General features: G+C 63.3%; 18 protein-coding genes. 6 read left to right on the top strand and 12 right to left on the bottom strand.

Features of this window, described 5'->3' with window-relative positions; all coding sequences use genetic code 11:
• Window positions 1-180: 180 nt before the first annotated feature.
• Together DyAD56_RS02780 and DyAD56_RS02775 are read right to left on the bottom strand one after the other, a co-directional pair.
• Complete coding sequence (locus DyAD56_RS02780; protein WP_102301233.1) at window positions 181-1,509, bottom strand: ectonucleotide pyrophosphatase/phosphodiesterase; 1,329 nt, start codon at window positions 1,507-1,509, stop codon at window positions 181-183.
• Between the two features lie 104 nt (window positions 1,510-1,613).
• Window positions 1,614-2,663 carry a glycerophosphodiester phosphodiesterase gene (locus DyAD56_RS02775; RefSeq protein ID WP_233202267.1) on the bottom strand — a complete coding sequence of 350 codons (1,050 nt, stop codon included), beginning with the start codon at window positions 2,661-2,663 and terminating at the stop codon, window positions 1,614-1,616.
• 267 nt (window positions 2,664-2,930) lie between these two features.
• On the opposite strand from DyAD56_RS02775, the gene DyAD56_RS02770 reads away from it, so the two are divergent.
• On the top strand, window positions 2,931-4,238 hold the full coding sequence (locus DyAD56_RS02770; protein ID WP_102301231.1) for a CocE/NonD family hydrolase: 1,308 nt from the start codon (window positions 2,931-2,933) through the stop codon (window positions 4,236-4,238).
• Window positions 4,239-4,283: 45 nt separating this feature from the next.
• Here DyAD56_RS02770 and DyAD56_RS02765 read toward each other — a convergent pair whose 3' ends face one another.
• Complete coding sequence (locus DyAD56_RS02765; protein WP_102301230.1) at window positions 4,284-6,617, bottom strand: TonB-dependent receptor; 2,334 nt, start codon at window positions 6,615-6,617, stop codon at window positions 4,284-4,286.
• Window positions 6,618-6,738: 121 nt separating this feature from the next.
• Window positions 6,739-8,484: an alkaline phosphatase gene (locus tag DyAD56_RS02760; protein ID WP_102301229.1), complete on the bottom strand. Its 1,746-nt coding sequence runs from the start codon at window positions 8,482-8,484 to the stop codon at window positions 6,739-6,741.
• A gap of 103 nt (window positions 8,485-8,587) precedes the next feature.
• Here DyAD56_RS02760 and DyAD56_RS02755 point away from each other — a divergent pair, with 103 nt between their 5' ends.
• Window positions 8,588-9,622, top strand: a complete 1,035-nt coding sequence (locus DyAD56_RS02755) for a PHB depolymerase family esterase (RefSeq protein WP_102301228.1) — start codon at window positions 8,588-8,590, stop codon at window positions 9,620-9,622.
• On the opposite strand, the gene DyAD56_RS02750 is transcribed toward DyAD56_RS02755, so the two are convergent.
• Together DyAD56_RS02750 and DyAD56_RS02745 are read right to left on the bottom strand one after the other, a co-directional pair.
• Window positions 9,619-11,097 (bottom strand): DUF2252 domain-containing protein, encoded by a 1,479-nt coding sequence (locus tag DyAD56_RS02750; RefSeq protein WP_102301227.1) that lies wholly within the window; start codon window positions 11,095-11,097, stop codon window positions 9,619-9,621. The two genes, DyAD56_RS02755 and DyAD56_RS02750, sit on opposite strands and share 4 nt — an antisense overlap.
• 132 nt (window positions 11,098-11,229) lie before the next feature.
• Complete coding sequence (locus DyAD56_RS02745; protein ID WP_102301226.1) at window positions 11,230-12,030, bottom strand: siderophore-interacting protein; 801 nt, start codon at window positions 12,028-12,030, stop codon at window positions 11,230-11,232.
• A gap of 77 nt (window positions 12,031-12,107) precedes the next feature.
• On the opposite strand from DyAD56_RS02745, the gene DyAD56_RS02740 reads away from it, so the two are divergent.
• Window positions 12,108-12,545, top strand: a complete 438-nt coding sequence (locus DyAD56_RS02740) for a MarR family transcriptional regulator (RefSeq protein ID WP_158241236.1) — start codon at window positions 12,108-12,110, stop codon at window positions 12,543-12,545.
• A gap of 82 nt (window positions 12,546-12,627) precedes the next feature.
• On the opposite strand, the gene DyAD56_RS02735 is transcribed toward DyAD56_RS02740, so the two are convergent.
• The 3 genes from DyAD56_RS02735 to DyAD56_RS02725 form a co-directional block, all read right to left on the bottom strand.
• A complete protein-coding gene (locus DyAD56_RS02735; RefSeq protein ID WP_102301224.1) occupies window positions 12,628-13,089 on the bottom strand; it encodes an Hsp20 family protein in 462 nt (153 codons plus the stop codon).
• 241 nt (window positions 13,090-13,330) lie between these two features.
• Entirely contained in the window at window positions 13,331-13,735 is a 405-nt protein-coding gene (locus DyAD56_RS02730; protein ID WP_102301223.1) for a GFA family protein, read from the bottom strand.
• Between the two features lie 26 nt (window positions 13,736-13,761).
• On the bottom strand, window positions 13,762-14,625 hold the full coding sequence (locus tag DyAD56_RS02725; protein WP_102301222.1) for a helix-turn-helix transcriptional regulator: 864 nt from the start codon (window positions 14,623-14,625) through the stop codon (window positions 13,762-13,764).
• Window positions 14,626-14,706: 81 nt separating this feature from the next.
• On the opposite strand from DyAD56_RS02725, the gene DyAD56_RS02720 reads away from it, so the two are divergent.
• Window positions 14,707-15,594 (top strand): SDR family oxidoreductase, encoded by an 888-nt coding sequence (locus DyAD56_RS02720; protein WP_102301221.1) that lies wholly within the window; start codon window positions 14,707-14,709, stop codon window positions 15,592-15,594.
• A gap of 45 nt (window positions 15,595-15,639) precedes the next feature.
• On the opposite strand, the gene DyAD56_RS02715 is transcribed toward DyAD56_RS02720, so the two are convergent.
• The gene (locus DyAD56_RS02715) at window positions 15,640-16,482 is read right to left on the bottom strand and encodes an SAM-dependent methyltransferase (RefSeq protein WP_102301220.1); all 843 of its coding nucleotides are present in this window, start codon (window positions 16,480-16,482) and stop codon (window positions 15,640-15,642) included.
• A gap of 177 nt (window positions 16,483-16,659) precedes the next feature.
• Between DyAD56_RS02715 and DyAD56_RS02710 the strand changes: the two genes are divergently transcribed.
• Both DyAD56_RS02710 and DyAD56_RS02705 read left to right on the top strand, forming a co-directional pair.
• Complete coding sequence (locus DyAD56_RS02710; protein WP_102301219.1) at window positions 16,660-17,100, top strand: hypothetical protein; 441 nt, start codon at window positions 16,660-16,662, stop codon at window positions 17,098-17,100.
• Window positions 17,101-17,204: 104 nt separating this feature from the next.
• A complete protein-coding gene (locus tag DyAD56_RS02705) occupies window positions 17,205-18,170 on the top strand; it encodes an alpha/beta fold hydrolase (RefSeq protein ID WP_102301218.1) in 966 nt (321 codons plus the stop codon).
• Between the two features lies 1 nt (window position 18,171).
• Here DyAD56_RS02705 and DyAD56_RS02700 read toward each other — a convergent pair whose 3' ends face one another.
• Complete coding sequence (locus tag DyAD56_RS02700) at window positions 18,172-18,648, bottom strand: GNAT family N-acetyltransferase (protein WP_102301217.1); 477 nt, start codon at window positions 18,646-18,648, stop codon at window positions 18,172-18,174.
• Between the two features lie 73 nt (window positions 18,649-18,721).
• The gene (locus DyAD56_RS02695) at window positions 18,722-19,228 is read right to left on the bottom strand and encodes a hypothetical protein (RefSeq protein ID WP_146010422.1); all 507 of its coding nucleotides are present in this window, start codon (window positions 19,226-19,228) and stop codon (window positions 18,722-18,724) included.
• Between the last annotated feature and the right edge of the window lie 78 nt (window positions 19,229-19,306).

Genomic DNA, 19,306 nt, shown 5'->3' with positions numbered 1-19,306 from the left:
CTCCGTGAATCCGCACGTTCTCTAGTGGAAGATCAAAAGGGAAATAGCCGTCCAAACCTTTCGAACGGATTAGGAAATCGTGAAGGCGTCGTGTGTAATAGCGGTTACAGGCGTATTTAAAACACTTACGAAAACGCAGTGAAATGCGACAACGCGTGCGAACAGCGTTGTCGCCAACGATCACGGAAGCAGCGACTTGCCCTGCGCTTGCGGCAGACTTACACCAAGCATGCGCGCAACCGTCGGTGCGATGTCACGCATGTCGATATCGCCCAGGTTCTTGTTCGACGGCACGCCCTTGCCCTGCATCAGAAAGGTGGAACGCATCTGCGCGAGCGCCGGATCGTAGCCGTGCATGCCGAGATAGTGGCCGGGCGAAGGCATCGGCGCATCGGGCTTGATGCCCATCTCAAAACCGGGCTTGAACATGACGAACCACTGGGCCAGCGGCGTACCGCCACCCTTCTCCACCTGCGCCTTGCTCAGCACGCTGGCAATGCCGTACGCCGGATCCTTTTGCAAACGCGCCAGTAGTGCCTCGACCTTGGCATGTACGGCGGCGTCATTCGGATCACGCAGGACGATGGCGCCACTGCCGCCGTCATTCCACGGCATGGCCTGCCAGTCCGTGACGGCGCCATCCTTGATCGTGACGAGTCCTTCCGCGATGAACGGCGCATAGAGGTTCACGTCACTCTGTACAGGCAAGAAGCCGTGATCCGAGACCACCACCACCACGCCATCGGGATGCACGCGGTGCGCGGCCTGCACCAGCTCGCCGACCAGTTCGTCGATCTGACCCAGCACCGCCCTGGCCTGCGGCGTGTCCGGACCGCTGACGTGCTGCTCATGATCCAGCGCAGTGAGGTAAGCCGTCATGAAATCGGGCTTGCGCGTCTCCAACAACTTCACCGCGAAGTGCGCGCGCGTGCGGTCGCCGGCCATGCTCTCGTCGATGCCATCCGCATAGGGGCCAAGGTCTTGCTCCAGCGAAGGCAACAATCCGGGCGTGGCGAGCGCCGCGAGCAGTTTGCGATCGTCCGCGGTGCCGGTGCGCCAGATCTGCGGCAAGTTCCAGTCCACCTGAGCGCCCACACTCACCGGCCAATGCACGTTTGCCGTATGCAGGCCCGCGGCATGCGCGGCATCCCACAACGTGGGCACCTTGATGTCACTGGCGTACCAATCCCAGCCCTGCTGGTTCTTGTTGTACGGATCAAACGTGAGGTTGCCACCGATGCCGTGCAGTGCCGGAGACACGCCAGTGATCAGCGTGGTGTGGCTGGGATAGGTCAACGTGGGCAATACGCCACGCACCGATTCGGCATAGGCGCCTTGCTTCAGGAATGCCTGCAGGTTGGGAAGATGCAGGCCGCGTTGCTCGGCCTGCAGTACATCGGCGGGGCGCAGGCCATCGATGGAGATCATCAGCACCGGCGCCGCCGCAGCGGGCAGGCTGAGGGCCAGAGATAGAAAACCGGCGGCACAAAGGAAATGGGACAGGCGCATCGTCAGGTCACCGCATGTGTGAAGTCGTGGAAGCACGGTCACTCACGCTTGTCACCCCCGCGCAGGCGAGATGACAAGCGGAGGCTGTTGTGGAATCAGTCGGCTCAGCGGCCGTCGAGCGCCTTGCGTCCGATGGCGGGATCGTCGGTAAAGAACGCATCCACGCCGGCATCGAGGTAGGCGCGAATCTCGGCGATGGAGCCTGCTTCGTTGAACGTCTTCGGGTCGCTGCCCTGCCAGAAGTTCTTCGCCTGGAAATAGTTCTCCGGGCGGAAGGTGTACGGATGCAGCTCCAGCTTCACCGCATGCGCGTCGTGCGCCAGCGATGTGGGCTTGCCCAGCGTGCCGTCGGCGGCCAGCGGGATGATCGAGCGGATGTTCGGGCCAATCGCATCGGCATAGCCGGCGATATCACGCAGGCCGGCCGGCGTCATCATCTGCGCGAACGTCAGCTTCTTGCCGGCGGCCACGACGTCGTACGGTTCTTCCTTGGCATCGCCGAGCAACTGCAGCAGGCGGATGTTCGGATGATCCTTGCCCAGCTTGCCGCGCAGATAGCGCAGGTTGGCGATCTCGAACGACTGGATCTCCACCGGTGCGGTGCGCGTATACGTGTGCGCGGCGAGGATCTCCAACACGCGGTCTTCCATCGGCAAGCTCGCCTTCTGGAAGTAGGTGCCGTGTTTGATCTCGGGGATGATGCCGATCACGCGGCCCTGGGTGGCCGATTCGGTCGCCACGAAATCGATGATCTCGTCCAGCGTGGGGATCTGGAACTCACCGTCGTACGCCGTGCTGCGAAACTGCGGCAGGCGCTCGCGAGCGCGCAGCGTCTTCAGCTCCGTCAGAGTGAAGTCTTCGGTGAACCAGCCCGTGACCTTTTCGCCATCGATGGTCTTGGTGGTCTTGCGCGAGGCGAATTCCGCATGCTGCGCCACGTCGGTGGTGCCGCTGATCTCGTTCTCGTGGCGAGCGACCGGCACGCCGTCTTTGGTCATCACCAGATCCGGCTCGATGAAATCCGCACCATCGGCGATGGCTTTGCCGTAGGACGCAAGCGTGTGTTCTGGCCGCAATGCGCTCGCGCCGCGATGGCCGATCACCAGCACCTTCTTCGCCAGCGGTGCTTCGTTCGCCTGACTATTGGCAGTCATCACCAGTGCACCCGCCATCATGATGGCCCAGCATATACGACCCACGGCTACTCCTTTGTCGTTGTCCCGATGCGCCCGTGCGGCGCAGTGATCCAGACATCGTGACGGCCGTGCATGTCGATTCATTGACAAGATGCTCACAGCGCGTTTGATTGCAAGCCCACCGAAAGCCTGCCATGACTGATGGCACCGCCGTGACTTGCGGCCAATGCCCCGCTGGCTGGACCTTGCTAGCGTGCAATGACTCCATCCCTGATCGGAACGGCCATGCTTGCCACCTTGCTCACTGCGCTGCTGGCCAGTGCCGCACCCGCCACGGATTGCCATATCGGCGCCTATCGCCTCAGCGACGGCAGCACACTGGATATCGCACCCACTGACAGCGATGCGCTGCGCTGGCGGCGCATCGACGGTGCCAGCGGCAAGCTGACGCGCGGCGTCAACGATACGTGGAGCAGCACGCTGGGCTGGACGGATCGCCCCGACGGCAAGGATGTCCGCTTCGTCGATTGCGCCAAGGGCAGGATCAGCTTCGGCGGCATGGCGGGTGAACGCATTCCGCTACAGGTGCAGCAAACCACCTTCACCGGCGACGGCGGCACGCGCTTGGTAGGTCGGCTGATCCTGCCACCCGGTGATGCCAAGGTGCCGGTGGTCGTGCTGGTGCATGGGGCTGAACATGATTCGGCGCAGCAGTTCGATGCCATGCAGCGCGAGTTTCCGGCCCAGGGCGTCGGCGCCTTTGTCTACGACAAGCGCGGCACGGGCGATTCGGCCGGCACGTATACGCAGGACTACAGCGTGCTCGCCAACGATGCCGTGGCTGCGGTTGCCGAAGCACGCCGGCTGGCCGGTGCCCGCGCTGGTCGCGTGGGCTTCCGTGGCGGCAGCCAAGGTGGCTGGGTCGCGCCGCTGGCGGCCACGCGCACCAAGGTCGATTTTCTCATCATCGGCTACGGCCTTGCGGTGTCGCCGCTGGAGGAGGATCGCGAAGCGGTCGCGTTCTATCTCCATAAAAAAGGGTACGACCAAGCAGTGATCGACAAGGCCTGGCAGCTCTCCGATGCCATCGGCCTGATCCTGTCCAGCAACCTCACGCAAGGCTTCAACCAGCTTGAGGTGGCCAAGGCGAAGTACAGCAAGGAACCCTGGTACAAGGATGTGCGCGGCGATTTCAGCTACATGGTGCTGCCGATGAGCAGCGACGAGATCCGCGAGAAAGGCAAGCCCTATGCCTCGTGGAACACGCCATGGCATTACGACTCGATGGCGGTCCTGCGCAAACTCAAGACGCCGCAGCTATGGCAGCTCGGCGAAGACGACATCGACGCGCCCAGCGGCGAAACCTGGCGTCGACTCACGTCCCTTCAGTTGAAGGGCTTGCCGATCACCGTCGCCCTGTTCCCGCATGCCGAACACGGCATGACGGAGTACGAGTTGAAGCCCGATGGCGAACGCGTCAGCACGCGCTATGCAGCGGGTTACATGCAGATGGCCATCGATTATGCGAAGGGCATCTTCCATACGCCCTACGGCGCCAGCGTGGTGGTGGTTCCGCGGGAACCGGCGCCGTAGCGGCATCGCGGCCGAAGCCGCGATGCCGCTACGTTTAAGCATCGATTAGAACTTCACGTCCAGCGTCAGGAAGCTCTGGCGCGGCGCACTCGCGTGGAACGCCAGCGCACGACCGTTGGGGTCGGTATTGGCGAACGCCGTGAGGTTGGATGCATAACGCTTGTCGGTGAGGTTGGTGACGTTGAGCGACAGCTTGACGTCGGTCAGGCCGTACATCGCGCCGAAGTCGTAACCGGCACCCAAATCGAAGGACGTATAGCCGCCAAAGCCCTGGTCATTGGTGTACGTGTAGTAGCGCGTACCGGTGTACTTGCCGCGCAGACCAACGTTCCAGGGGCCGTACACCCAGCTGATTTCGCTGGCGAACAGTTTGTTGGGCGTATCCACCGTGATCTTGCCCTGGGTGGGAATGGTGACGCCGTTCTGCTGGTAGTTGTTGTCGTAAGTGGAGCGGTTGAACGAGGCCGAGTTGTACCACTCGAAGTGGTCGAACGGCTTCCAGATAAAGGTGAGTTCCGTACCGTGGCTGCTCACCGAACCCACGTTATAGAAGCGCGTGGTGCACGCCGGCGTGGTGCCCTGCTGGATGCTCGGGCACGGATTGAGCGACAGCAGACGGTTGTTGAAGTTGACGTCGTACACAGCGACGGATGCTTCAAACTCCTTCTGCACCACGCGGTAGCCGCCTTCGATAGTGCGTGACTGCTCCGGCTTCAGGTTGCCCTGCGTGGCATTGAACGACGACTGCGTAACCAGCAGCGGGCCGCTGGCACCACCACCCTGGAATGCGGCGATGTTCTTGGCGTACGACAGGAACACTTCCTGTCCGTGACCCAATTGATAGCCAATACCCGCCTCCGGCAGCAGCGCCTTGCTGGCGTTGAGGCGGCCGTTGGCCACGGGCGCTTCCACCGTCACGCCCGGCACTTCCTGCGCGCGCATGCTCACGTGCGGGCTCTTCACGCCCACGTCGATGCTCAGGCGGTCATCCAACAGTTTGAAGCTGTCCTGCAGGTAGGCCTGGCGCGTGATGATGGTGTACTTCTGATAGAACAAGCGGCGGTTCGGATCGCTCAGGTAGTTGTCGTCGCTGACCGGACCGGTGATCCAGTAGAAGTTGCGCTGCACCGAGTGATGGTTGTTCTCGTACCACACGCCACCTTCCACATGATGGTCACCGACATCCCACGTCGCCGACGCGATCGCGCCGTTGCGGTTGATGGTGTAGTTGGTGCTGCGGATGGAGATCGGCACTTCCTGCGCAGTGCCCGGGTACGACGGCTGGCCCGGTGCCCACCAGTGGCCCTGGCCGCCGTTTTCATGGTGGTAGACCTGGGTGTGCAGGGTCACCGTGTCGCTGGGGAAGAAATCGCCAGCGAGGTAATACAGATCATCACGACGCAGCGCGCGGCTCTGGTAGTAGGCATCGTCGATGTTGTCCACGCCGCCGGAGAAGCCGCAGCGCGAATCGGCCTTGCCGCCCTTGGTGTAGATCGGTGAACAGTACGCAGCGGCTACCGCACGCTTCCAGTCCGGCGCATACAGGTTCCAGTCCCAACCGAGGCCGCGCGCCATGCCGCTCTTGGAGAGGTAGGCGTAGTCGGCCTGCGAAGTGCGCGAGTTATCGGCGAAGGCAGTGATCTTGCCGCCGTCGAACTGGTAGACCGCCTTGGTGTTGTACTGCTTGGTAGTCGTCGGCGATTCCGGCGGCGCCCACATGTCAGCCGTGGCACGCACCCCGGACACGTACATGGAGAAGCCGTGATAGTCGCCCGTGTCGAGACGCAGATAAGTGCGGCGGTTCTGGTCGCTACCGAAGGTCTGGCTGACGCGGCCACCAAACGTGGTCGACGGATCATCGGTGTAGTACTGGACGGTGCCGCCGAGGTTGCTGGTCGACGCCGTGCCCAGGCTGCCGATGCCTGAACTGAGCTCCACGCCGCCGAAGTTCTCGGAAAGCATGGCGCGGCTGATGTTCAGGCCGTTGTAGTTGCCGTAGGCGTTGTCACCCAGCGGCAGACCATCCAGCGTGTAGCCCAGGCGCACGGTGTTGAAGCCGCGCAGGCTGATGGTCTGTGATTCCTCGTTGGCGCCGAATGCATCGTTGGACTGCACGTTCACGCCGGGGATGCGGTTGAGCACCTTCTGGATGCTGGTGCCGGCGGGCAGCACCTTCGTGTCCTGCACGGTGACACGCTGCACCTGACGGGTTTCGCCCTGGCCGATCACCGAGATGCTTTCGAGGTTCTTTGCGCCATCGGCCGTGGCCGGTGCGGCGGCAGCGCCGTCGGCAGGCTGCGGGTTCTCGGCGGCGAAAGCCGTAGGCAACAAAACGACCAAGGCCGCCGCGACAGCGGCAGCGAGCACGTGCTTCTTCATTGAGCGTGAACTCCGGGGGATGGGGAATCCGCGTACAGCGGATACCCCGATCCTGCGGTTTTCGTGTGAAGTTACGTTTACACAGAAATTTCACACGTCAGCTTCGTGAAGACTTGCGCGATCAGCGGGTGGCCGGCGCCTTCACCTGCTGCAGCCAGGCTTCATAGGTCGGGCGATCCACCGGCACGCCGTCGCTGTTGCAGCTGCCCAGTTTGCAGAGTTCCTCGCGGATGCGCGGCGTGTGCTGCACGATCACATGGAAGATGGCGTTCTGTTCCAGCTCGCCGTGAAACGCCGCCGCGCCCGGTCCGCTGGCGAAGATCGCCACGTCTTCGCCGCCGTGCGTTTCCGCCTTCATGGGCAGGATGGATTCCTGCATGTAGTCGGGCTCGTTGGTCTTCGCCTTGGTCAGGTCCGGGCGACCCTTGGTGGCATACGAGTAGTCATGCGCGCTGTGCGGAAAGGTTTTGCTGCCTTCCGACTGCGTATCGCTGGCACCGATGTAGCCGGGGCCATTGGCGAAGCCTAGCGTGGTGTACGGCTTACCCGCGGCATCACGGGCAAGACCCGCGCCGCCTTCTTCGTCGTAACTATCGTTGTGTCCCTGCACGAGGCCGAGGATGTCGTTGCCACGCTTCGGATAACCCGCGAAGGTCATGGTATGGCTGTGGTCGGCCGTCACCACGATCAGCGTGTCGCGCGGGTCGGTGTGCTTTAGCGCGGCCTCCACTGCGTCGGCCATGGCGATGGTTTCGTCCAGCGCACGATAGGCATTGCCCGCGTGCAGCGCGTGATCGATGCGGCCGCCTTCCACCATCAGGAAGAAACCCTTCGGGTTCTGCTTGAGCACGTCGATGGCGCTGGTGGTCATCTCGGCGAGGCTGGGTTCGTCGAGCTTGTCGTTCACACGCTCGTGCTCAAAGTTGAGGTGCGAGCTGTTGAACAAGCCGAGCATCTGCTTCGTATGTGTCAGGTCCAGCGATTTCAGCTGCTGCCCGTTCCATACGTAGGCACCGTCCGGGTGCTTGCGCTTCCATTCCGCAATCAGGTCGCGTCCATCCAGACGCTGACCCACCTTGCCCTGCTCCACTGGATCGTCCTCGCCGGCGATCATGAACTCGGTGCGCCCGCCGCCCATCGCCACGGTGAGGCCATTGCCCGGAAAGTCGATCAGTTGCGCAGCGAAATCCTTGCAACCCTGCGCCTTGGCGTCAGCGGTGAGATCGGCATCGACTTCCCAGTTGCGCTCGGGCAGATGGCCATACGTCGCAGCCGGTGTGGCGTGGGTGATGCGCGTGGTGGTGATGGCGCCCGTACTCATGCCAGCCACCGAGGCCAGTTCCAGCGTACTCACCAGTTCCTGTCCGCGCGACGCGGCGCAATCCTGCCGGCGCGGCACCTGCGACACGCCGATAAAGCCACCGCGCGTTTTCACGCCGCTCATGATGGCGGTCATGGTGCCGGCGGAGTCGGGGGTCTGTTGGTCGGTCTCGTAGGTGCGGCTCAACGCGCTGAACGGAAAGCGCTCGAAGCTCAGGCGATAGCTTTCGCCGTCCACGCCCTTGCGCTGCCCGGCGCGCACGTGCGCTGCGGCGATGGTCGGCAGGCTCATGCCATCGCCGAGAAACACGATGACATTCTTCGCGCGCTGGCTGCCGCTGTTCGATTGCGCCGAGAGCTGTGCCGCCGACGCTGCACCCTGACGGAACCACCACTGTGCCGTCTCACCGTCCGGTCGCTGGATGGCCGGTACGTCGATGGATGCCGTGGCGGCAGGTGGCGCCACCGCCTGGCTCGAACAGGCGGTCAGCACGGAGAACGAAACAAGCAACGCGGCACGGCGTGCCAGCGGCGACGGTTGGAACATCGGGAACCCCTTCAATGATTTCGCGCAATGAGCCAGCCATGATAGGTGCGGCGCAAGAACTTGCTGTGACAGTTCACCCGAGGGCTGGTGCTAGCCTGCCGCCATGAACCGTCGCGCCTGCTGGTTGGCATGCCTCGCGTGGCTGGCCGCGGCCGCCTGGGTCGGCGATGCGCCCACAGGCGTCATCAACGATGTCGTGTTCTCGCAGTACGCCGACTACGCCAACAGCACGGAACTCGCGCGGCGGCTGGTGTCGCCACTGAATGCGCAGCGCTTGCAGCAACGCGCCGCCGCCAGCGGAGTAGCCATCGCCGAGCAGCCGGTAGATCTCGCGCATGAGCGCTTCGCGCTCTACGTACCTGCGCTAGCGCCGCCCGAAGGCTACGCGCTGCTGGTGTTCGTACCACCGTGGAACGAGGCGAAGATTCCCGCTTCGTGGACGTCAGTGTTCGACCGTCACGGCATGATCCTTGTCACCGCCGCTGGCATCGGCAACGACGCCAACGTGCTGGACAGGCGTGATCCGCTGGCACTGCTCGCCGCCACCAATGCCATGTCGCGTTATCGGGTCAATCCGCAACGCGTCTACGTCGGCGGCTTTTCCGGCGGCTCCCGCGTCGCCCTGCGGCTGGCACTCGGCTATCCCGATCTTTTCCGTGGCGTACTGCTCGATGCGGGCAGCGATGCCATCGGGCAGACCATTCCGCTGCCCCCCTCATCTCTGCTGGAGAAGTTCCAGACGGGCTCGCGCATCGTCTACCTGACCGGACAGCAGGACGCAGCTCGCCAGGATATGGAACGGCAAAGCCGGCAGTCACTGCACGACTGGTGCATCACCAACATCGATACGCTGTCGATGGCCGGCATTGGCCACGACCTTGCCGAGCCCGCCGCGCTGGATCGCGCGCTGACCTCACTGGAAACGCCGCATGCACTGGACGCAGCCAAACTCGACGCCTGCCGCGCGCGCATAACGAGCGAGCTGAACGCCGATATAGACAAGGTGCACGCGACACTCGAAGCAGGCCGCATCGACGACGCAAAGAAGCAGCTCGACGTGGTGGACCACCGCTACGGTGGGCTGGCCGCACCGCGCAGCGTGGAACTGGCGGCGCGGCTCCAGCGAGCAGCGCACTAGCTAAGCGAAACCGCTTCCACCTTCCCCGCCCGCACCGCCTTTACCAGCGCGGCATGGTCGCGTTCGTTCTGGTCGGCATAAGCTGCCGAGAACGAGGCGATGGCATCGGCGAACGCATCGCTCTTGCCAAGGTAAGCAGACAACAACACTGCATCGCCCGAACGTGCATGCGCGCGCGCCAGCGTATGCGCGCACAGGCGACCGTAGCGGCGAAGGTTGGGCACGCGCATCACTTCTATCTGCGGCGAGATCTTGGCATCACGCAGCTGGCGCACGTAGAACTGGCGCGTCGGCCCCTGCGTCCAGCCGAGGAACATGTCGCTGGCCGCCTGCATCAGGCGCTGGCCGGCGACCACGCGCTGTCCGTGATGCTTGTACGGCACGATGCCGATGAAAGGCTCGACGACCGACTGTCGCGCCTCCTTGAACTGCAGAAACAGCGGATCGCCGCTGCCAGACACCATCAGCATGATCCCGCAGTAAGTGCCCACGCTGCCCACGCCCACCACCTTCACCGCGGAATCCACGGCCTCGAAGCGATCGAGCAGTACGCGCCGTTCGGGCGACAACGAGTTGCGGTAGTCGTCATAGGCCAGTTGGCGCTCTTCGAGCGTGATGTGGTTGGCCAGTTCGTCGTCGTGATAGATCAGCGGTGGCTCGTCCTGGATGCGCGGCGGCGAACCACCGGCCACCGTGAGCTTGATGAACTCCTTGGTATGCGCAGTGAACTCCACGGCCTTGCTCACACTCTTGATGGCGAGCTTCTTCATCTCCGCATCTTGCATGCGGTCGATCACGTCCTGCAGGTCGATGTGGTCGTACCATGCTTCCAGCAGCGGCATCTCGGCGTACTCGGCCAGATGCGTCTTGTAGGCCGCCGCAGCCTCCCAGGCCATATCCTTCGCGTCGCTTTCGCTGAAGCCGTTGGCGCGCGATGCGACGAACAGACTGGCGCACAGGCGCTTGACGTCCCACTCCCACGGACCAATGGCGGTCTCGTCGAAATCGTTGATGTCGAATACCAGCTTGCGCTCGGGCGTGGCGAAGCCACCAAAGTTGACCAGATGGCAGTCACCGCAAATTTGCAGGTTGACGCCAGTGCGCTCGGTGGTGGCGAGGTCGCCCGCCATAACCGCCGCTGCGCCGCGATAGAAAGCGAACGGTGAGGCCATCATGCGGCCATAGCGGATCGGCACCAGCGACGGCACGCGACCCTTCGACGTTTCGATCAGCAGGTCCACCGGATCAAACCGGTTCTTGGGTGCCTTCCAGCCGCCTAGCGCCTTGCGCGGCACCTTCTCGCGAATAGCGCGTGCCTTGGCCTGCCGCTCTGCCGCCCTCTCGAGCAGGGTGGCCTGCGAGAGCGGTACGCTCTCCCGATGAGCGCGTCGCGCGGCGGAGATCTTCTCCTCCGCTGTTGCCTTGACCGATTTGCGGGTCAGCCTGGGTGCACGTTCGTCCGTCGTCCTCGACATCGTTTCCACCTCGCGAAGAGGGCACCGGGATGCCCAGGAGAGTCGCATCAGCGGCTCATTTGACGCCGCCGGCTCGCAAAGTGGAATAGCAAAACTACGTACGCCGTCAAGCGGCGTCCGCCCCGGAAACGGTTAATCCGAGAGCGTCTCGTGCGACGCCACTTCGCCCTGTTTCCAGTAGCTGGATGCCCGGATGCGCTGCCGGTCCAGTCCGTGCACCTCGATCAGCCGCTGCCGCACCTGGCGAATGCTGGCGTACTCGCCGGCAGCCCAGGCGAAGCCGTGGCCTTCGGGCAGGATGAGATCGCTCACGGCGTCGGGCAGACCGCCCGTGCCAGCGTCGCGACGCAGCCAGGTCACGCTGGCCTGCGCTGCAGTTGGGATATCCAGCACCGCTTCGCCGTCTTCGACCTCGATGATGGCAATGATGCACTCACCGGGCGTAGCCTCTTCCAGGCGGCGGGCGATGGCCGGCAGCGCGGTTTCGTCGCCCAACAGCAGGTTCCAGTCCAGCCCATCGGGAAGGATGGAGGAGCCACGCGGGCCGCCGACGCCCAACAAATCGCCCACCCGCGCGTTACGCGCCCACGAGGCGGCCGGGCCTTCGCCGTGCAGCACAAATTCGATGTCCAGCTCGTTGGCGGCGCGGTCGTACCGTCGCGGGGTGTAGTCACGGCTGGCCGGGCGCGGGCGGGACGGATCGAACGCGATGCCTTGTTCGGTGACCGTGGGCAGGGACGGCCGCGACTCACCCTCGGCAGGCAGGAACAGCTTCACGTGGTCGTCGAACGAGGCGGAGACGAAATCGGCCAGATCACCCGTGAGCGTGACGCGCAGCAGGCGGGGCGATACGTGCGCCAGCCGCTTCACGGTCAGCTCGCGCATCTTCAGGGGGTGCCGGACGCGCCGGATTTCAGGGGAAACAGGGGACATGGAAACCTCGCTGGTCACGGCATGGCCGCACCGATATAATGGATCGAACTCATAGTGATCTTACTCAATACTTTTCCATGTCCACCACTCGCAAGTCAACCACCGTCGAACTGGCAGACGCCTTCCTGGCCCTGCATCACTTGGTGCGCAAGCGCGTCGACGCCGCCATGACGGCGGCCGGGCTGTCGCTTTCACAATCGAAACTGCTGGCGCTGGTCGCGCGGCTGGCGCCCTGCCGCCCCAGCGACATCGCCACGCAGATGGGTTACGCCCCACGCACGGTCACCACGGCGCTGGATGCGCTGGAAGAAAACGGCTGGATCGAGCGCGCGCCGCACCCCACCGACCGCCGCGCGCAGTTGGTCGTCATCACCGACGCCGGCCAGGCCAAGCTAGACGAAGTGCAAGGACCCAAACGTCAGGCGGTGGAACAACTGTTCGGCGTGCTGAGTGCTGACGAACAGAAGCAACTGCGCGAACTCATGGATCGCGTTCGCGAACGCGCCGACGACTGAGCTCCGCTGCGCACAAAGAAAAAGAGGGCGGCGAGTCGCCGCCCTCTCGGGTAAAACACGCGATGAATCGTGGAAAAGGTGATTACGCCGCCTGACTTTGGACCGGCGTCGCATTCGCCGCGACGGATTCGCCGATCTCAACGCGACGCAGCTTGTATGCCTCGGGGATCTCGCGCTTGAGGTCGACCACCAGCAAGCCGTTCTCCATGCGCGCGCCCGTCACCAGCATATGGTCAGCCAGCTCGAAACGGCGATTGAACGGGCGGTTGGCAATGCCACGATGCAGCACTTCGCCTTCCTGCTCGCCCTTGCGCTCGCCGGTAACGGTGAGCATGTTGCCCTGCACGGTGATGTTGATGTCTTCGCGGCTAAAGCCAGCCACCGCCATGGTGATCCGGTACTTGTCTTCGCTCAGCTTCACGGAATCAAACGGGGGCCAGTTGTCGTTCGTCTGCGTGCGGGTAGCCGCCTCAAGCAGATCAAACACGCGGTCATAGCCGATGCTGGAACGGTGCAGCGGCGAGAAATCAAGAACAGTACGCATAACCATATTCTCCAATGAGCAACAGGTAGACGCCGCGCAACATGCAGCGGCGCACCGGCCCCGAAGCGACCGGTGACAGGGAGATGTGGCTGCGACACTTCGATTCAAGCGGCCTGTTTCAGCCGTCGTTTAGCCATCCAAGTAAAAGACAACCAACCCTTGAAATACCCTGGCCGGTCCTCATGGTGGCCACTCGTGCGAGATCAAGGGCTGGCTGACCTGCCTTCTCGCAACCTATCCGCTACGACGGATCGGTGTCGTAACGCGTGATGCTCACGGGCAACTTCACCCAGGCGTGCCGACGGTGTTCATAGACCGAGTCTTCCGGTGGCGGGAATGTGGGATCGGCAAATGCGCCTACCGCGACGGACACGCGTTCTTCCACGCCTTCTTCCGTGTGAAAAACAGTGCTGCCACAGACGGGACAGAAGCGGAAACGGAACTGCGATCCATGATCGCCCGTGCGCACGAACTCTGTCGCCTTGCCGGTAACCGTGTACGGCGCGGCATAACCGGCCAGCGCGGCGAACACGCTGCCCGTGCGTTGTTGGCATGCAAGGCAATGGCAGACGCCAACGCCAAGGGGTTCACCTTGCACTTCGATCCGCAACTGACCGCAATAACAGGATGCTGTTCTGCTGGACATGCCAACCTCCGTGGAGATGCTGATCGTCAGGACACGCCGGACCCCGCGGGCCCATCCACCAAGCGACGGACGCGTACAGCATCCTCCGGCGTCGCCGGACTGTAGACCACCATGCTGAGCCCCGGCTGGTCGCTCACTGCGAACACCGAGTAGTCCAATGCAACAGGGCCCACCACCGGGTGGCGCATGTGCTTGGTGCCTTCGCCGTAAGCGCGCACGTCGTGGTCGCCCCACATGTCAGCAAACTCGGGGCTTTGTTCGCACATCTCCGCGACGAAGGCTTCCACGTCTCTCGATGCGCCGATGCGAGCGATCTCCGCGCGAAAGGCCGCGACGATGGCCCGTGCGTCACTCTCCCACTCTGTCATGCGCTCGCGCACTTGGGGGTTGCCAAAGATCAGCCGCAGCGAATTACGCTGCTCCGGTGGAAAGGCGGCGTAATCGCCAAGCACTTGGGTGGCGGCATGGTTCCACGCCACGATGTCCCAACGCACCGTGCGCACGAACGCCGGGCTGTACGTCATGGCATCGAGCACCCGTTGCAGGCGCGGCGTCACGCCGTGGGGTGCCTCGTACTGCACCTGTGGCGGGCGATGTTGGGCCAACAGGAAGAGGTGCTCGCGTTCGACCGGATTCAACGCCAGTGCGCGCGCCAGGCGATCAAGCACGTCAGCGGACGGCGAACCGCCACGCCCTTGTTCAAGCCACGTGTACCAGGTCGCGCTGACGTTGGCGCGTTGCGCCACTTCCTCACGCCGCAAGCCGGGCGTGCGTCGGCGCGACGAGGAAAACCCGTAAGTCACCGGATCAAGCCGCGCGCGACGATCCCTGAGGAAGATCCCCAGCGGATTCTCGTCGGTACCCACCATGCTCAGCCTGTCAGTCGCCATACCGGTATAACGTCACGGCTTCATCGCCGATGCGCCCTGCGCCGATCATCCAAGTCGGTTGATTCACTCAGGGACTTTATCATGCGTGTATTCGTTACTGGCGCCACGGGCTTTGTGGGTTCCGCCGTCGTTCGTGAACTGCTGGATGCCGGGCACCACGTGGTGGGGCTGGTCCGTTCCGATGCCTCCGCCAGCGCGCTTGCCGCCACCGGTGCCGAGGTGCACCGCGGATCATTGGAAGACCTGGAAAGCCTGCACCGTGGCGTCGCCATGGCGGACGGCGTAATCCACACCGCCTTCATCCACGACTTCACCCAGTTCGAGAAAAGCTGCGAGGTCGAGCGCGTGGCGCTTGGCGCCATCGGCGACGCCTTGGCCGGTTCGAACCGTCCATTGGTGGTCACATCCGGCACGGGTCTGCTCGCATCGGGGCGCCTGGCCACGGAGGACGACGCCAACACCTCCACCTTTCCGCGCATCGTCTCGGAGAAAACCACCGAAGCGCTGGCCGCGCGCGGCATCAACGCGTCCGTGCTGCGCCTGCCACCTACGGTGCACGGCAACGGTGATCACGGCTTCGTGCCCATCCTGATCAATCTGGCACGGGAGAAGGGCGAGTCGGCCTATGTGGGCAACGGTGACAACCGCTGGCCCGCCGTGCATCGGCTGGATGCGGCACGCCTGTATCGCCTTGCGCTGGAGAAGAGCACGGGTGGGGAGCGTTATCACGCTGTGGCTGAGGAAGGCGTGCCATTCCGCGACATCGCCACCCTCATCGGCCGCCACCTCGACCTTCCCGTGGTCAGCAAGACGCCGGAAGAAGCCGCGGCGCATTTCGGTTGGTTCGCGCACTTCACGCAGATCGACAATCACGTGTCGAGCGCGAGGACTCGCGCGCAACTAGATTGGCAGCCGCAACAAGTCGAGCTGATCGACGACCTCGGCCTGGGTCATTACTTCAACCAGTGAACCGTTCGCGCCATCCGTTCCGAATGATCGGATGGCGCGAAAACCTCAGCGCCTAACCGCCAGTACGCCATCCAGTGCCAACTGCGCCTTGAAGCCAGCCTTCTCCAGCCGCTTCTCAACTTCGCGCGGTACATCGCGGTCACTGGTGAGCTTGTTCGGGCTGCCCGTGTAATGAAACATCCGGCCACCACGCCGGAGTACGCGGGCCAACTGATCGTAAAAGGCCTGCGCATAGAGTTCGCCCGCAATGCCAAAGCGCGGCGGGTCATGCAGCAGCGCATCGACTGACGCGTCCGCGATCTGCACGATCGCCTGCGACACGTCCGCATGGGTGAGCTGCAAACGCCCTCCGCTTGATGGTGCATCCGGATCGGGCGACCAGGGATTGAGCGTGCGCAACCACAGCACATCGGGGTTCTTCTCAAACGACTGGATGCGGGCCACGCCTGCCTCCAGGCAACACGCTGCGAAATAACCGAGCCCACCGCACGTATCGAGCACCACCTTGCCGCGCGGCTCGACCAAGGCCACCTTGCGGCGAGCATCATCGACCGGCGACTCCTTCGAGGTGGGCAGCATCTTGATGCCGTCGATCTCGAACGTCGGCGCGCCCCACTCGGTCGGCACCAGCTTGATCAGCGAGCCCGAAAAGCAGGACACCGAGGAAAAGTCGTCGCCATCCCAGTAAAAGATCGTGCGGTCTTTCAGCTTGCCGGGATACGGGTAGTGCTCTCCATTCCACGTCCAGCGATCCACCTGCAACGTCGCGACGCCGCTCGAACGCCCTAGATCCATCGAACCGGTCCATTCGGCGTTGCCTGCATCCCGCGCGGCGATCAACGCCTCGCCGTTAGGGCGCGTAAGCAGGGGGCCGGAGTAATGCGTCACGTCTTTGCTTCCATCGGGATCATCACCGCCAGTTTATCGGGATGTCGCCCGTATGGCCCGAAGCGCCGATTCATTGCAGAAAATTTACGCAAACCTGCCTTTTTCTGCGTAGCGCCTTTACTCCACCCGACCGGATCATGAGCCCATCCGCCCTCCGCGGCGACGACAGGCACTACCGTGAGCATTGTCATCATCCAGGGACCCCACGCTGACTGTCCTGCCAGCGGCGTACTTCCCGACAAGCTCCAGCAACTCGCGGCCACGGCCGGCCGCTCGCTGGAGCTGGTGTGCTGCAACGGACTCAACGACTTTGTCAGTTGTGTGCGTTCCATGAAGCGCCGCGCCTCGGAATTCATGCTGCTGGACCCAGGTGACCTCGGGCCACAAGCGACGGCACATCCGGAGGCCGGCCTGAGCGATGCACTGGACGAAGCCGGCACGCCCTATGTTGAGGTCCACGAAGACGCCAGCACCGAGCTTGGCCTGCCGCCGGGCTTGCACAACGCGCCAGTCGCCACCGTCATCATCAACGGCGACCTCGGCAGCAGCTACCGAATCGGTTTGGGCATTGCCCTTCGGCAATTGGGCACCGTGGCAGTAGCGGCCCGCGCGGCCTGATAGGCGACGGTGCCGAGGCGTTTTCATGACCTCGCACGTCATTGAGAAGTACACGGCACGCGCCTTAGCTTCTTTCACGGCACCTCTTGCCGTGGAGAACACACATGCTGAGGCGAGATTTCCTGATCCACTCTGGACTGCTGGCAGCCGCCGCCGCACTGCAACCCTTGTATGCGCAGGACGACACCTCGCGCTTCCGGGCATTCACCAGCAGCGAATTCCACGCTGCACGGCAATTCGTGCAGGTAGGTCCCGATAAAGTGGCCTTCGTCGAGCAAGGCGCTGGCGACGTTGCACTCTTTCTCCACGGTTACCCGCTGAACGGCTTCCAGTGGCGTGGATCCATGGCCCGGCTAGCGTCGATACGTCGCTGCATCGCGCCCGACTTGCGTGGCCTGGGCTACACCGACGCACCCGCCGATGCCGACCTGTCGCCGCACGCGCAAGCAGCGATGATCATCGCGTTACTGGACAAGCTTGGCGTGCGCGATGTGGACCTTATATCCAACGACAGCGCCACCGGCATCGCGCAGTTGATCATCGCCTCACATCCCCAGCGGGTGCGCAGCTGGCTGGCCACCAATGGCGACGTGCAAACCAACAGCCCGCCCGCAGCGCTGCTGCCATTCCTGGAGAAAGCGCGACGCAATGAAGTGCCCGCCTGGTTTGAGCACCACCTCACCGACAACCATTTCGCACGCTCGCATGACGGCATTGGCAATGCCTATCACGACCCTGACCGCGTCCTCACACACGACGTCATCGAGACGTACTTCCGCCCCTTGGTAAGTTCTCCCAAACGACGTCAGCAGGGCCAGCAGTACGGCCTGGCGATGTTCCCCAACCCGCTGCCCGCGATAGAGCCCGCGCTACGTCAGTTCCAGCGCCCCGTGCGCATGGTGTGGGCGCGCGACAACGAACTGTTCCCGGATCGCTGGGCACACTGGCTCGACCAGACGTTCCCGCATTCGCGCGGCATCCGCTTCGTGGACGATGCGCAGCTGTTCTTTCCCGAAGAACAGCCGGAACTCATGGCCGGGGAAGCGCTGGCGCTATGGCGGTTTGAGTAGATCAGCCCGTGCGCTCGGCCATATGCTTCACCATCGGCACGCAAGTGAGGCTCACACCGAGAGACGATTGGTACGTGCTTAGAGTGTCGCCCTGAAATCCCAGCGCCCGATAGAAGGGCGCCGCATTCAAGGTGGACTCCAATTGAATGCTGTCAAGGCCGACATCTAGCGCCAGGCTCTCCATCTGGGCCATCAAGGCACGACCTATCCCGCGCCCCATATAGCCCGACAGGACGAACACGGCGTCGATCTTTCCCGTCACCAGATCAATCATCGCCGTGCCGACTAAGTGCCCATCCGCTACGGCGACGTAGAAATGATCGGCCACCCGTTGCGCGAAGGATGGCGACATGATGCCGGATGTCCAGATATCCAGATCCGCCTCAGGATAGTGTCCACCGCACTGCGCGAGGATCGCGTCACGACGAATCGCGAAGCATGCCGGCGCATCATCAAGCGTCGCCTTCCTGATATGCACGAACCCACCTCCCGTCCGAACTGACCAGCCATGCCAAGCGTATAGCAAGCCCGTTCCTTCACGGGGGTCGATGTTACGCCGCAACCAAACGCCGCTCGATGATCATCTCGCCCTGAGGTGTTCGGCCGATCGGTTGGAAACCGACGCGTGCGAGCAGGCGTTGCCCGCCACGGCCCTCAATCTTGCGGTTCTCGATGGTGGCGATCAGGCGCTGTGGTGCACCGGGTTCACCAGCAAGTGCTTCGAAGCCTTCGATCATTTGACGCATCAAGCGAACGTTGAACCCGGGATGGCGGTTCGATGCACCAATGTAGATTCGCACGAAGCCATAGCAACGCTGCCGCTCGTCCAGAGCGATTGCCACGGTGCAGATGCCGCCTACTTCGCCACTCGACACATCGTCGAGCACGCACGCAACCTCCCACGAGCGACGCCAGGCTTCATCGGGATGGTCCAGTGCGCCCTCGCGCAACCAGAACGCCATGAGCTGGCGGCGAAGCTCGTTGGTGATGTTGCCGAATACCCAGCGAACCGTGAATCGGTCACGCGTTTTCAATGTTCTTTCGTTTGTCTCTGCCATGCAGTCACCTTGCGCATGAAACCCAATCGCGCCGACGGGAAGGTCGTGAGACGAAGGCCGGATGCATGACGCACGGAA

This window comes from Dyella sp. AD56 (assembly GCF_002878475.1).
Classification (GTDB): Bacteria; Pseudomonadota; Gammaproteobacteria; order Xanthomonadales; family Rhodanobacteraceae; genus Dyella.
This window is presented reverse-complemented; position numbering and strand designations above follow the sequence as displayed.

Coding starts and splice junctions, on each gene's coding strand:
- DyAD56_RS02730 (WP_102301223.1), bottom strand. CDS start 13,735: ATGTCCAGCAGAACAGCATCCTGTTATTGCGGTCAGTTGCGGATCGAA.
- DyAD56_RS02765 (WP_102301230.1), bottom strand. CDS start 6,617: ATGAAGAAGCACGTGCTCGCTGCCGCTGTCGCGGCGGCCTTGGTCGTT.
- DyAD56_RS02735 (WP_102301224.1), bottom strand. CDS start 13,089: ATGCGTACTGTTCTTGATTTCTCGCCGCTGCACCGTTCCAGCATCGGC.
- DyAD56_RS02780 (WP_102301233.1), bottom strand. CDS start 1,509: ATGCGCCTGTCCCATTTCCTTTGTGCCGCCGGTTTTCTATCTCTGGCC.
- DyAD56_RS02745 (WP_102301226.1), bottom strand. CDS start 12,030: ATGTCCCCTGTTTCCCCTGAAATCCGGCGCGTCCGGCACCCCCTGAAG.
- DyAD56_RS02720 (WP_102301221.1), top strand. CDS start 14,707: ATGCGTGTATTCGTTACTGGCGCCACGGGCTTTGTGGGTTCCGCCGTC.
- DyAD56_RS02740 (WP_158241236.1), top strand. CDS start 12,108: ATGTCCACCACTCGCAAGTCAACCACCGTCGAACTGGCAGACGCCTTC.
- DyAD56_RS02760 (WP_102301229.1), bottom strand. CDS start 8,484: ATGTTCCAACCGTCGCCGCTGGCACGCCGTGCCGCGTTGCTTGTTTCG.
- DyAD56_RS02770 (WP_102301231.1), top strand. CDS start 2,931: ATGCTTGCCACCTTGCTCACTGCGCTGCTGGCCAGTGCCGCACCCGCC.
- DyAD56_RS02695 (WP_146010422.1), bottom strand. CDS start 19,228: ATGGCAGAGACAAACGAAAGAACATTGAAAACGCGTGACCGATTCACG.
- DyAD56_RS02705 (WP_102301218.1), top strand. CDS start 17,205: ATGCTGAGGCGAGATTTCCTGATCCACTCTGGACTGCTGGCAGCCGCC.
- DyAD56_RS02750 (WP_102301227.1), bottom strand. CDS start 11,097: ATGTCGAGGACGACGGACGAACGTGCACCCAGGCTGACCCGCAAATCG.
- DyAD56_RS02775 (WP_233202267.1), bottom strand. CDS start 2,663: ATGACTGCCAATAGTCAGGCGAACGAAGCACCGCTGGCGAAGAAGGTG.
- DyAD56_RS02755 (WP_102301228.1), top strand. CDS start 8,588: ATGAACCGTCGCGCCTGCTGGTTGGCATGCCTCGCGTGGCTGGCCGCG.
- DyAD56_RS02725 (WP_102301222.1), bottom strand. CDS start 14,625: ATGGCGACTGACAGGCTGAGCATGGTGGGTACCGACGAGAATCCGCTG.